Here is a 13,041-nt window from a genome sequence, read left to right as displayed (position 1 = left end):
GGTCTATCTTAGTTAAAGCCATCGAATAATGGTTTTTTTGATAGGTATAACCTATCTCATTAATCGGTGCTTTAACCTTGAGCTACATCGAACCGAGCTTTATACTCCTTCGGTTGCGTTAACATTTACTTTAACTACATTTACAGGAGTTTATATGGTCCTGGTTACTCGTCCAGCCCCTGATTTTACCGCTGCAGCTGTTCTTGGAAACGGCGAAATTGTTGAAAACTTCAACTTCAAAAAACACACCAATGGTAAAGCTACCGTTGTTTTCTTCTGGCCAATGGACTTCACTTTCGTTTGCCCGTCAGAGCTGATTGCTTTCGACAAGCGTTATGCAGAATTCCAGAAACGCGGTGTAGAAGTCGTTGGTGTCTCTTTTGACTCTGAGTTTGTTCACAACGCATGGCGTAAGACTCCAGTCGATAATGGCGGTATTGGCGAAGTTAAATATGCAATGGTTGCCGACGTCAAACGTGAAATCCAAAAAGCATACGGCATTGAACACCCGGAAGCCGGTGTTGCTCTGCGTGGTTCATTCCTGATAGACAAAGCAGGTATTGTTCGTCACCAAGTGGTTAACGATCTGCCGCTGGGTCGTAACATTGACGAAATGCTACGTATGGTTGACGCTCTGCAATTCCACGAAGAGCACGGTGAAGTTTGCCCGGCTCAATGGGAAAAAGGACAAGAAGGTATGAATGCATCTCCAGACGGCGTTGCAAAATACCTGAGCCAGAACGCAGGCAAACTGTAATAACGCCTGAGTTTACTTGATGTGATTTTAAAGGGGAAAACCACTGGTTTTCCCCTTTTTTATGCTATTGGTTACGACCGGTATGCCGCAGAATGATAAACCAGGCCAGTAATAACAGGGCTACCCAGCCACAGCCGACATACAGCGAAATGCGCGTCTCTGGATAGTAACCAATCAGGCCAATAATAAAGATTAAAAACACCAGTCCCACTGAGGTGGTTATCACCCCACCCGGCATACGAAACTTCAGCGTTTTCACCTCATCAACGGATAACTGACGACGGAATGCTATTTGCGACAACAAAATCATGATCCAGACCCAGACCGTGGCAAAAGTTGCCAGCGAGGCGATAACTAAAAATACGTTTTTAGGCATCACATAGTTCAGGTAAGCTGCCAGTAATAAGGCACAGGTCATAATCACTACCGTGACCCAAGGGATACCCTTACGCGATAATTTAGCGAAAGCTTTTGGCGCATTACCCTGCTCAGCCATGCCGTACAACATGCGCCCGACACCAAAAACATCGCTGTTAATTGCGGAAATCGATGCGGTTATAACAACAAAATTTAAAATACCGGCTGCAACAGTAATGCCCATATGCTGGAATGTCATCACAAACGGGCTGCCTTCCGTTCCCACCATATTCCAGGGATAGATAGACATAATGACAAACAGCGTCCCGACATAGAACACCAAAATTCGTAGCGGAACAGAGTTAATCGCACGAGGAATCGACTTCTCCGGATCTTTGGCCTCACCGGCAGTAATGCCGATGATTTCAATCCCACCATAGGCAAACATCACCATATGTAATGCCAGCACAGTGCCAATCCAGCCATTACTAAAGAAGCCTCCGTAGGTCCACAGGTTACTGATACCCGTCGGCTGACCACCATTACCGATACCCCAGACAATAATCCCGATACCGGCAACAATCATAATGATGATAGTCGCCACTTTAACAAACGAAAACCAGAACTCCAGCTCACCGAAGACCTTGACGCTCATCAGGTTAATGGCACAGATAATCAGGACAACGCTCAGAACCCAAATCCAGTTGGGTACCGTCGGAAACCAGACGCTCATATAGATACCAAAGGCGGTCACATCAGCAATAGCCACTAAGAGCATTTCAAAACAGTAAGTCCAGCCGGTAATAAACCCCGCCAGCGGTCCAAGGTAATCATGTGCATAGCGAGAAAATGAACCGGTCACCGGATGATGTAGCGACATTTCGCCCAGAGCCCGCATGATGATATAAGCTGCAGCACCACCAATGATATAGGCCAATAAAACACTAGGACCTGCGATTTTAATCGCATCAGCAGAGCCATAAAACAGCCCGGTACCAATTGCAGAACCCAGCGCCATAAAACGAATATGCCGGGTGCTCAAACCACGCTTGAGCTTATTGGTTCTTTCCATCAATTCTCTACCACTCAGACAAATAAAAAACCACGGCAGACGGCACCGTGGTTTATAATAAACAATAACTTAGTGACTTTCTGAAGTAACCGGTTCTCCAGCAGCCTTGTCCCAGATAACTGTGACAACAACCATCAGTAAGGTCGGAAGTAGCCAAGCCAGCCCTTGATCTGACAACCATAAACGTTCAGTCCATGCAGGCAATATTGAGCTAATTGCCGATGCTTTAATCCCATCGATGATACCAAATAACAGGCTGACCAGCATCGCCGGAGCAATAATACGGGAAGAGTCATGCCACCACGGACGAGTAAAGCTTAACAGAACCAATACGATACAAGGTGGATAGATGGTGGTCAGTACCGGAACCGAGAACTTAATCAGATGATCGAGACCAAGGTTAGATACCACCATAGAGAACAGGCCAAGAATAAACACCAGCGTACGATACGAGAATGGCAGGTACTGACTAAAAAACTCTGCGCAGGCACAGGTCAGTCCTACTGCGGTGACCAGGCAAGCAAGGAAAATCAATACCGCAAGGAATATGCTGCCACCACCGCCAAAAGTATGAGCCACATAGGCATGTAAAATAGCAGCACCATTGGCATTTTGCTCAACCAAGTTCGCGCTATCCGATCCCAAATGGAACAGTGCCAAATAAATGATAGTCAGCCCGACTCCCGCAATAATACCTGCACCAATCGTATAACGCGTCAGCAGGCTGGAAGAGGTCACGCCTCTGGAACGGGCGGCATTAACAATAACAATACCAAATACCAGTGAGGCCAGGGTATCCATCGTCAGATAACCGTTGACGAAACCGTTTGAAAACGCAGCACTCTGATAAGCCTCAGTCGCGATGCTGATGCCACCAGCAGGCCAGAGCACAGCCCCCACAGCCAGAATTAACAGTGCAATAATCTTCAGTGGAGCAAGGACATGCCCGACCGAATCCAGCAATTTACCTGGCTCAAGAGAAATAAAAATAACTAAAGCAAAATAAACCAGGCTGTAAATCAGCAGCGCTAAATCGCCTGAGCCCGTCAAGGGTGCAATACCTATCTCAAAGGAAACGGTGGTAGTACGTGGAGTAGCAAACAGTGGCCCCACGGCAAGATAACAGACTGTAGCCAGTAAAATACCCGCACCACGTCCGATTGGGGAGCTGAGGCTATCAATCCCGCCCCCCACGCGTGCAATTGCAACAATCGTCAATACCGGTAACCCCACGGCAGTGACCAGGAAGCCCAAGGCAGCAGTCCAGACAAACTCACCCGCTTGTAGCCCCACCATAGGAGGAAAAATAATATTGCCCGCCCCCACAAACAGCGCAAAGGTCATAAATCCCAGTGCAATGATGTCGCGAGATGATAAACGATGAGTCATAAGATAAAGCAGCCTGTGGATGTGTTGTGTTGAAAGTCTTCTTATTGCTCACCCAGTATCGTAATGGTGAGCATTTAGTAAAAATACCGTTATTACCCTTGGCAGTAGCGATAAATGCTTATTATTTTGCGTGAACAAGAATAGTGAGTCGATTAATGACTCAATAACAGCTCAGCAGGCAATAACCGGGGGCAATTAAAACGCTTATAGCGTTTGAAGACAAGAAGAGATCATAAAAGCAGATGAATATAACGCATTAATGATATTTACCAGCAAGTAAGTTCACTCATGCGGATCCATACTGGCTTATCATTCGGATAAAAAACAACCAGGCACGCATTTTTAAACAACGTTTGTGGCTCAAAAAATACCAGAGAGGAAAAACAGATGGGTATGTACGTTTTTCTTTACAGAAAATAAAATTTTTTTTCCTTTATAAAAAAGCCCCCAATAACCTGAGTTATTAGGGGGATAATAACTAGGTTTTCGCCATTTTATCGGTAACAATAAGACGTTCTGGCAAGATAAATGAGAATGTCGAGCCCTTGCCGACAGCGCTTTCGATATCGAGCTTAGTATCGTGATGGCTCAACGCATGTTTGACTATAGCCAGGCCCAAGCCACTCCCCCCCGTCTGCCTTGAACGAGCTTTATCGACACGATAAAAACGCTCTGTCAGTCGTGGCAAGTGCTCTGCACTGATACCTGCACCATTATCTTTAACGCTAAAAATGACACCCTGAGGTAACCGATGCCAGCCAACAGTAATCTGTGTGCCTGCTGATGTATGGTTTACCGAGTTGTAAACCAAATTAGAAATGGCGCTGCGGAGCTGCTCTTCATTACCATATACTTTAAGATTGGGTTCCACCTCAAACGTCAGTGTGTGATTTCCATTACTGAGCGTCTGCGCCTCACGCTCTACGACTCTGAGCATCAAGGGAACATCAATTTTTTCATTTAATGCAATTGCGGGAGCTGCCTCAATACGTGATAACGTCAGTAACTGTCGCACCAGACCTTCCATTCTGGAGGTTTGTTCCCGCATCGTATTCAGTGCTTTATCCCGTAACGGACCTTCGAGACTTTGATCCTGCATCATCTCCAGATAGCCTTGCAGCACCGTCAGCGGCGTCCGTAACTCATGACTTACGTTGGCAAAAAAGTGACGCCTTGCACCTTCCAGTTGATGCATTTGGGTAACATCACGCGCCACCATCAACCACTGCCCTTCAGCATAGGGAACAACACGGAATTCTAAATGACGGCCACTGTTGAGCACCAGGGTCAAAGGCTTAGTAAAGTTCTTCTTACCCAGATAGCGGGTAAATTCAGGATAACGTAATAAGTTGAGGATATTCTGGCCATTGTCATCCGGCCAGCGCAGATTTAACAGTTGCTGAGCCAGACCATTACACCAAAAAATAGTCCCTTCTTCGGTGGTCATCACTAACGCATCGGGTAGCGACTCAGCCCCGCTACGGAAGCGTTTGATCAGGCTACCTAACTCCCTACGGCGTTTTTTATTACGCCACTGCATCTGATGCAGTCCGTATAACAGCGGTTCCCAACTACCTTGTCCGGGTGGTGGAGTCATACTACGATCCACCCATAACCACCAGGAAAGACGGAGCAGGTTACGAAAATGCCACCCCAGAAGAATCATTACCGCAGCCAGTAAAAACCAGGGCAGATAACCATAAATTAATCCGAGAATGGCTGCTGGCAGACAACAGAGCAGTAGCTCAAGTGCCAGCCGTTTCCACGATAATCGTTCCAGCACGTATCACACTCCGCTAAACATCTTAAAATCGGGTTGAAAAACGATACCCCGTGCCACGCACTGTTTGTACCATTTTATCATGGCCACTCAATTCCAGTGCTTTACGCAGGCGGCGGATATGAACATCTACTGTTCTGTCTTCAACATAAACGTTAGTGCCCCATACGTTATTAAGCAGTTGTTCACGGCTATAGACACGCTCCGGGTGGGTCATAAAGAAGTGTAATAATTTGAATTCCGTTGGCCCCATATCAAGCGGGTCGGTTCCCGTCATCACCCGATGTGACGAAGGGTCAAGGCTCAGCCCACGCATTTCAATGACATCTTCTACTGCCATCGGTGAAATACGACGGATCACTGCTTTGATACGCGCAACCAGTTCTTTAGGAGAAAACGGTTTAGTGATGTAATCATCTGCGCCGACTTCCAGACCACGCACCCTGTCTTCTTCTTCTCCGCGAGCAGTGAGCATCATCACTGGGATCTCTCGCGTAATGGCATCGCGCTTCAGATATTTAATAAACTGAATACCTGAGCCGCCAGGTAGCATCCAGTCCAATAAGATTAAATCCGGATAGGGTTCAATCAGCAAATTCACCGCACTGTCATAGTCTTCTGCTTCCACCGGCAGGAAACCATTCTGTTCAAGTACAAAACACACCATTTCGCGAATTGGTGCTTCATCTTCTACCACTAAAATGCGTCTTGCCATGATTTACCCTGTTGAAAAAAGGCCATATCTTATTAATTGCATGTCAGTATGCGTCAGTTTTGTGACATTTTTATGAATACAATTTATATCAGTAACAACCATTTTTTATCGGATAATTGTTGTTCTGTTTACCTGCGAGTCACTTAAATTATTTTCGGTATATACTCGCCTATCCGCGACTTTGCCACAGAGACAGATTATGCGCATTATCCATACATCAGACTGGCATCTTGGTCAGAATTTCTATACTAAAACGCGCGCTCCTGAGCACCGCGCTTTTCTCAACTGGCTCCTTGGAGTCGTAGTCGAACGCCAGATAGATGCCATTATTGTTGCAGGCGATATTTTTGACACCGGGTCACCTCCAAGTTATGCCCGTGAAATTTATAATCATTTTATCGTACAGCTGCAATCTAGCGGTTGTCAGCTGATTATCCTGGCCGGAAACCATGATGCGGTTTCGACACTGAATGAGTCCCGTGAATTACTGGCCTGTCTGAATACACAGGTTATCGCCCGGGCTGCACAAGAAACCGAGCAGCAAGCCTGGGTGATTAACCAGAAGAATGGTCATCCGGGCGCAATACTCTGCCCCATTCCGTTCCTGCGGCCACGAGATATTCAGCGTAGTCAGTCAGGACTGGATGGTGATGAAAAACATCAATCCCTGATGGTAGCGATTAGCGAGCATTATCAGAAATGCTATCAAACTGCAGTACAATTACGTGGCACACAAAACTTACCCATTATTGCGACCGGGCACCTGACCACCGTTGGCGCCGCGACTTCTGATGCCGTAAGGGATATTTATATCGGCTCACTGGATGCTTTCCCGGCTGATGCATTTCCCCCTGCTGACTATATTGCCCTCGGACATATTCATCGTCCGCAAAAAGTTGCTGGTTGCGAACATATTCGTTATAGCGGTTCACCTATTGCACTCAGTTTTGATGAAACTAACCGCATTAAAAATGTTCTTCTGGTCACCTTTGAGGCCGGTAAACTGGCAAGTGTTGAGCCACTTGAAGTTCCTGTTACGCAGCAGCTAGTGACATTAAAAGGCTCAATCACAGAAATTAGTCAGCAATTAGAACAATGGCGAGATGCGCCATCTGATAGCAAGATCTGGTTGGATATTGAAGTCAGCACTGACGAATATCTGAACGATATACACAGACAAATTCAAGATTTATCGGCCAGTCTTCCGGTCGAAATATTACTGATCCGCAGAAGCCGTGCCCAGCGTGAACGTTTTATGGCTAATCCACTGAAGGAAACATTAAGTGAGTTAAGTCCGATGGATGTTTTTGAACGACGACTGGAGCAAGAGCCATTTGATGAGGAACATGCCGTCCGCCTGCGGAAATTATTTACACAAACACTTTCCTCACTTCATGAGGAGCAAGAGTCACCGTGAAAATTCTCAGCCTACGCTTGAAAAACCTGAACGCACTCAAAGGTGAGTGGAAAATCGATTTTACTCAAGAACCTTTCGCCAGCAACGGGCTGTTCGCTATTACCGGCCCAACAGGTGCCGGTAAAACAACACTACTGGATGCCATCTGCCTGGCGCTTTATCACCAAACTCCTCGTCTGAATACTCTGACCCAGTCACAGAACGATTTAATGACCCGAGATACCGCTGAATGCCTGGCAGAAGTTGAATTTGAAGTGAAGGGCGTTGCCTGGCGTGCTTTCTGGAGCCAGAACCGAGCCCGTAACGCTATCAATGGTAATCTGCAAGCTCCAAGAGTCGAGCTGGCTCGGGTCAGTGATGGAAAAATCATTGCTGACAAAGTGAAAGATAAGCTGGAAGCCATCGCTTCATTAACTGGACTGGACTACGGTCGCTTTACCCGCTCGATGATGTTATCTCAGGGACAGTTTGCTGCCTTTTTAAATGCCAGTGCGAATGACAGAGCGTCATTATTAGAAGAGCTGACCGGAACAGAGATCTACGGCTCGTTATCGAGCGCGGTCTTTGAAAACTATAAACAGATAAAAAGTCAGCTTGATCTTCTACTCACCCAAGCCGAAGGGATTGCTTTGCTAAGCGAATCCCAGCAGCAACAGCTCACAGAACAACTTCAAGAACTGGCGAAGAGTGAAAAGGTTTGGCTGGAAGAGTTACAGCAACGCCAGCAGCATCATCAATGGTTAACTCGACTCACACAGCTAACACTCCAGAACCAGCAACAGCAGCAAAGCGTCAACCATGCCCAAAAAGCATTACTGGATTTCGCCCCGCAACAAAACAAACTGACCCGTGCATTACTGGCTGAAGCATTACGGCCTGATGGATTACGGCTTGAGGAACGTCAGAAAATACATCAACAGAAAGTGCAATACAGCATTGAGGTAAATACTCGCTTACAGCATATCGCTCTATCTCGCCAGCAGACACGCTTACTGGCAGCTAAGCGTGCCAGTGAATTGCAAGGCAGCCTGACAGAAAAGCAAAACTGGCTTAAAACTCATGATAAGTATCGCCTGTGGGGCAATGAACTCGCTGGCTGGCGCGGTGCTTTTGAACGACTAAGACGTGATGAGCAACAGCTCGCCGAATGGCAATATAGTATTGATGTCAGTCAGAAAAAATTACAGATGCTACCGGTCATCTCACTTTCTCTGACGAACGAAGAGGTGAGTGTTTACTTACAAAAACAGATAGCAGCCCGGCCCCATCATCAAAAACTGGCCTTGTTGCATCAGCAATTTCACGCCCTGAGCAAGCGTCAAGCAGAACAAGATGCTGAGCAGCAGCAGCTCAATAAGCAGATAAAAGAGCGAGAAACACAGCTTGAGGCGACCCGCCAGCGTTATAAAGAGATACGCCAGCAAGAAAGTGCCCAGGCAAAAATAGTCGATTTAGAAAAGCGCATACAAAGCCTGGAAACGGAACGCCATCGCCTGGAGTCCGGACAACCTTGCCCGCTCTGTGGTTCCACTGAACATCCTGCCGTCATCGCTTATCAGCAGATCCAACCGGCCGAAAGTCAGCAGCAACTGGCAAAACTGACCCAGGAGGTGGAAGTACTTGCTAACCAAGGTGCAGCAATGAAAGGCCAGCTGGAAACACAATACCAGCAACGTGAAAAAATATGCCAGATACTGATACACATTCAGGAGGAAGAAAAAACTCTTACAGAACAATGGCAACAGTGTTGTATCTACTTAGGAGTCACCCTCACTCTTACCGAAAATATCAGTCAGTGGTTGGACAAACAAGAGCAGTACGAACAGAGCTTACGTCAACTGAATGAACGTCAGCAACTGGAAACCCAGCATCAACAACTCAATTCACAATATCAACAATTAAAGGCAGTGATCGACACCCAGCATCATGCTTTGATGATGAGCCTGGAAAATGCAGGGCTGACAGTTCCGGAAAACGGTACAGAAGCCCAATGGCTTGACGCACGACAGAAGGAATCACAGCGCTGGCAAGAGGAGGAAGCTCAAATCCCTCAGTTACAACTGCAACTAGCCTCCCTGGAGCCAGTGCTTTCGACACTGCCAGATGATGGAAGTACCCCCCCTGATCTTGATGAGAGTCAGCAACTTACTGCCCTGCAAAACTGGCAGCATCTGTACAGCGAGTACACTCGCCTGGAAGGTGAGCAGCACTCTTTGAAGCAGCAATTGCAACAGAGTGAAGCTGAACTTTCTTCGGCTCAGGTACAGTTTAATACAGCCCTGACACAAAGCCCGTTCAGTCACGCTGATGATTTCTATAGCGCATTACTTGATGAAACCCAGCGCAAGGCATTAACAGAGCGCAAAGAAGAACTTGAGCGTCAGCAACAGCAACAAAATACACTGTTGTTACAGGCAATACAGACACTGACAGAGCATCAGTCTACCCGCCCGGTGACACTGAGCGATGAAACAGATGCAGAATCCCTGACAATACAGATAACACAATATACCCAACAACTCCGGGAAAACACCACCCAGCAGGGGAAAATTCAGCAGCAACTTCAGCATGATGCGGCAAATAAGCAGCGTCAGTCTGCCTTGATTAAAACAATAGAAGTGCAAGAAAAGCAGTTACAAGACTGGGGGGACCTCAATGCGCTTATTGGCTCAAAGGAGGGAGATAAGTTCCGTAAATTCGCTCAGGGACTGACGCTGGATAACCTGGTCTGGCTTGCTAACAACCAACTGAATCGCCTGCATGGTCGTTACCTGCTGCAGCGTAAAGACAGCGAGGCTCTGGAACTGCAGGTGCTCGATACCTGGCAAGCTGATGCCCTGCGTGATACCAGAACGCTCTCAGGAGGAGAAAGTTTTTTGGTCAGTTTAGCACTGGCTCTGGCGCTGTCCGATCTCGTCAGCCATAAGACTCGTATTGACTCACTGTTCCTGGACGAAGGATTTGGCACTCTCGATGCCGAGACCCTGGATATCGCTCTGGATGCGCTGGATGCCCTTAACGCCAGAGGTAAAACAATCGGTGTGATAAGCCACGTCGAAGCAATGAAAGACAGGATCCCTGTACAAGTGAAAGTGAAAAAGATAAACGGATTGGGGATAAGCAAACTGGACAAAGTATTTGCCGTCAGCTGACGGCAAAATTATATCCGGAATAACTCAAGCTGCCTGTAGACCCCCAGGCAACTTGAAGCATGACGGAGATAATCGCTATTTTTCCAGCGGCCATAACCATGCAGCCCCCCTGACGCCACTGGAATCCCCATGCTGTGCTTTAAGAATGGGGGTTTCACACTCACCTCCGAATACCCAGGGTTTGATAAGTTGCGGCAAGGTTTGATAGAGCCGGTCAACATTACTCATTCCACCCCCCAGTACAATCACATCCGGATCGAGTATATTCACGATATGAGCCAGAGACTTGGCAAGGCGTGTTTCATAGCGATGAATAGCCTGTTCAGCCACAGCATCTTGCTGTTCGGCACGCATGATAATGTCATGACCATTCAAATGCTCACCACTCAGACGCAAGAAGTCAGCGCTAAAGCCACTACCGGAAACAAAGGTCTCAATGCAGCCCTGTTTCCCGCAATAACAAGGAAGTTGCTCACAAATGCGCAGTTCTTCGTCATCCATCCAGGGAAGTGGATTATGCCCCCACTCCCCCGCAGTACCATTCCCGCCAATAAGACTACGCCCATGAATAGCGATACCAGAACCACAGCCCGTACCAATAATTACGGCAAAAACAACTTGTGCTCCACTTGCGGCCCCGTCAATCGCTTCTGATACCGCCAGACAGTTAGCATCATTTGCCAGCCGAACATCACGGTTTAACGCTCGCTGTAAATCGCTGTCAAAAGGCTGTCCATTGAGCCAGGTCGAATTGGCATTTTTTACCATCCTGGTATAAGGGGAAATAGATCCCGGGATACCAATTCCGACACTTCCCCTCTCTCCTGTCGCCGTTTCCGCTCTGGCAACCAGTTCCACAATGGTGCGAATTGTTGCCTGATAATCGTTCTTTGGTGTCGGCAAACGATGTCGAAATAGCTCAGCACCGTCATCAGCCAGTGCAATCACTTCTGTTTTAGTGCCACCTAAATCAATTCCTATACGCACGATATCTTCCTCAAAAATACATGACGGGTATAAAGACCATCATCAATTCGTTATCATATGCTCTGCGTTTAACTGACAATCCAGGACAGAGTCATGCTGTGGTTTAAAAATTTAATGGTGTACCGTTTAAGTCGTGATATCACGCTGACGGCGGACGTAATGGAAAGACAGTTAGCCGAATTTTCCTTTACGCCTTGCGGCAGCCAGGATATGGCAAAAACGGGTTGGGTCTCTCCGATGGGGTCTCACAGTGATGCACTGACCCATGTGGCAAATGGTCAGATTATCATTTGTGCCCGTAAAGAAGAAAAAATGCTACCCGCGTCAGTCATTAAGCAAACTCTTGAAGCAAAAATCAATAAACTGGAAGCAGAACAGGCCCGGAAACTGAAAAAAACCGAGAAAGACTCGCTAAAAGATGAAGTGCTTCATAGTTTATTGCCGCGTGCTTTCAGCCGCTTTAATCAGACGATGGTCTGGATAGACACGGTTAATAACATCATCATGCTGGACTGTGCCAGCGCGAAAAAAGCAGAAGACACTCTGGCTTTGCTACGTAAAAGCCTGGGGTCGTTACCAGTGGTTCCTTTAACGTTTGAAAAACCTCTGGAATTAACGCTGACTGAATGGGTTCGCTCAGGTGAGACACCTGCAGGTTTTGCGCTGATGGATGAGGCAGAACTGAAAGCAATGCTGGAGGGCGGTGGAGTGATCCGCTGTAAGCAGCAAGACCTGGTCTGTGATGAAATAGCCAATCATATTGAGTCCGGGAAAGTAGTCACCAAACTAGCACTGGACTATCAGGAGCGGGTACAGTTCATTATTGCAGATGATGCTTCGATTAAACGCCTGAAGTTTGCCGATACCCTGCGTGAACAAAACGACGACATAGACAGAGAAGACGTCGGACAGCGCTTTGATGCTGATTTTATTCTGATGACCGCAGAGCTAACAGCATTGATAACCAATCTGATTGATGCTTTAGGCGGAGAAGCACAGCATTAATTACCACCGAAAAAAGTAACAGAGCGCGAGCTGCGCTCTGTATTCCGCATTATTTATCAGACAGGTAACGACAAAGATAAGAAGTCGGTTCTGCTACCTGAAGATTAAATTCACTGTTGCCGGGAACGTGAAAAACATCACCAGCACCATAGACTTTCCACTCAGTTTCGCCCGGTAATAACACGTTCAGAGCACCACTGACTACCGTCATCTCTTCGGGCTCAGCTGTCCCAAACGTATACTCTCCCTCAGCCATCACACCTACACTTGCACGGCCAGTACTACTGCTATCGAAACCAATGGATTTTACTTTACCGGAAAAGTACTCGTTACTCTGAAGCATGGACAAACCCTTTATAGAGATAAGAAATTTAAAAAAATAATATAGGGGGTAATACTCTGCTCTGTCA

At 47.0% G+C, this 13,041-nt stretch carries 10 protein-coding genes; 4 read left to right on the top strand and 6 right to left on the bottom strand.

Annotation, left to right across the window (positions count from 1 at the left end):
- Positions 1-154 precede the first annotated feature (154 nt).
- Complete coding sequence (locus tag Q1A40_RS05325) at positions 155-757, top strand: peroxiredoxin C (RefSeq protein ID WP_299998406.1); 603 nt, start codon at positions 155-157, stop codon at positions 755-757.
- Between the two features lie 64 nt (positions 758-821).
- Here Q1A40_RS05325 and proY read toward each other — a convergent pair whose 3' ends face one another.
- The 4 genes from proY to phoB form a co-directional block, all read right to left on the bottom strand.
- Positions 822-2,186 carry a proline-specific permease ProY gene (gene proY, locus Q1A40_RS05320; RefSeq protein ID WP_299998405.1) on the bottom strand — a complete coding sequence of 455 codons (1,365 nt, stop codon included), beginning with the start codon at positions 2,184-2,186 and terminating at the stop codon, positions 822-824.
- 69 nt (positions 2,187-2,255) lie between these two features.
- On the bottom strand, positions 2,256-3,575 hold the full coding sequence (brnQ, locus tag Q1A40_RS05315) for a branched-chain amino acid transporter carrier protein BrnQ (RefSeq protein ID WP_299998404.1): 1,320 nt from the start codon (positions 3,573-3,575) through the stop codon (positions 2,256-2,258).
- A 478-nt stretch (positions 3,576-4,053) separates the two neighbouring features.
- Positions 4,054-5,358: a phosphate regulon sensor histidine kinase PhoR gene (phoR, locus tag Q1A40_RS05310; protein WP_299998403.1), complete on the bottom strand. Its 1,305-nt coding sequence runs from the start codon at positions 5,356-5,358 to the stop codon at positions 4,054-4,056.
- Positions 5,359-5,380: 22 nt separating this feature from the next.
- Positions 5,381-6,070 carry a phosphate response regulator transcription factor PhoB gene (phoB, locus tag Q1A40_RS05305; protein ID WP_299998402.1) on the bottom strand — a complete coding sequence of 230 codons (690 nt, stop codon included), beginning with the start codon at positions 6,068-6,070 and terminating at the stop codon, positions 5,381-5,383.
- A 199-nt stretch (positions 6,071-6,269) separates the two neighbouring features.
- Here phoB and sbcD point away from each other — a divergent pair, with 199 nt between their 5' ends.
- Together sbcD and sbcC are read left to right on the top strand one after the other, a co-directional pair.
- Entirely contained in the window at positions 6,270-7,487 is a 1,218-nt protein-coding gene (gene sbcD / locus Q1A40_RS05300) for an exonuclease subunit SbcD (RefSeq protein ID WP_299998401.1), read from the top strand.
- On the top strand, positions 7,484-10,639 hold the full coding sequence (sbcC, locus tag Q1A40_RS05295; RefSeq protein WP_299998400.1) for an exonuclease subunit SbcC: 3,156 nt from the start codon (positions 7,484-7,486) through the stop codon (positions 10,637-10,639). The genes sbcD and sbcC overlap by 4 nt, the downstream gene beginning before the upstream one ends.
- Positions 10,640-10,714: 75 nt before the next feature.
- Here sbcC and mak read toward each other — a convergent pair whose 3' ends face one another.
- Positions 10,715-11,626: a fructokinase gene (mak, locus tag Q1A40_RS05290; protein WP_299998399.1), complete on the bottom strand. Its 912-nt coding sequence runs from the start codon at positions 11,624-11,626 to the stop codon at positions 10,715-10,717.
- A 93-nt stretch (positions 11,627-11,719) separates the two neighbouring features.
- Here mak and rdgC point away from each other — a divergent pair, with 93 nt between their 5' ends.
- On the top strand, positions 11,720-12,631 hold the full coding sequence (gene rdgC / locus Q1A40_RS05285; RefSeq protein WP_299998398.1) for a recombination-associated protein RdgC: 912 nt from the start codon (positions 11,720-11,722) through the stop codon (positions 12,629-12,631).
- 49 nt (positions 12,632-12,680) lie between these two features.
- On the opposite strand, the gene ppnP is transcribed toward rdgC, so the two are convergent.
- A complete protein-coding gene (ppnP, locus tag Q1A40_RS05280; RefSeq protein WP_299998397.1) occupies positions 12,681-12,974 on the bottom strand; it encodes a pyrimidine/purine nucleoside phosphorylase in 294 nt (97 codons plus the stop codon).
- Positions 12,975-13,041 lie beyond the last annotated feature (67 nt).

This window comes from uncultured Cedecea sp., assembly GCF_947498825.1.
Classification (GTDB): domain Bacteria; phylum Pseudomonadota; class Gammaproteobacteria; order Enterobacterales; family Enterobacteriaceae; genus JGM124.
The sequence above is the reverse complement of the archived record's forward strand: the minus strand, read 5'-3'. Positions and strand labels throughout refer to the sequence as shown.

What these genes read in the sequence shown, in the direction of transcription:
- Q1A40_RS05325 (WP_299998406.1), top strand. Translation starts at nt 155, where the DNA reads ATGGTCCTGGTTACTCGTCCAGCCCCTGATTTTACCGCTGCAGCTGTT.
- proY (WP_299998405.1), bottom strand. Translation starts at nt 2,186, where the DNA reads ATGGAAAGAACCAATAAGCTCAAGCGTGGTTTGAGCACCCGGCATATT.
- brnQ (WP_299998404.1), bottom strand. Translation starts at nt 3,575, where the DNA reads ATGACTCATCGTTTATCATCTCGCGACATCATTGCACTGGGATTTATG.
- phoB (WP_299998402.1), bottom strand. Translation starts at nt 6,070, where the DNA reads ATGGCAAGACGCATTTTAGTGGTAGAAGATGAAGCACCAATTCGCGAA.
- sbcD (WP_299998401.1), top strand. Translation starts at nt 6,270, where the DNA reads ATGCGCATTATCCATACATCAGACTGGCATCTTGGTCAGAATTTCTAT.
- rdgC (WP_299998398.1), top strand. Translation starts at nt 11,720, where the DNA reads ATGCTGTGGTTTAAAAATTTAATGGTGTACCGTTTAAGTCGTGATATC.
- ppnP (WP_299998397.1), bottom strand. Translation starts at nt 12,974, where the DNA reads ATGCTTCAGAGTAACGAGTACTTTTCCGGTAAAGTAAAATCCATTGGT.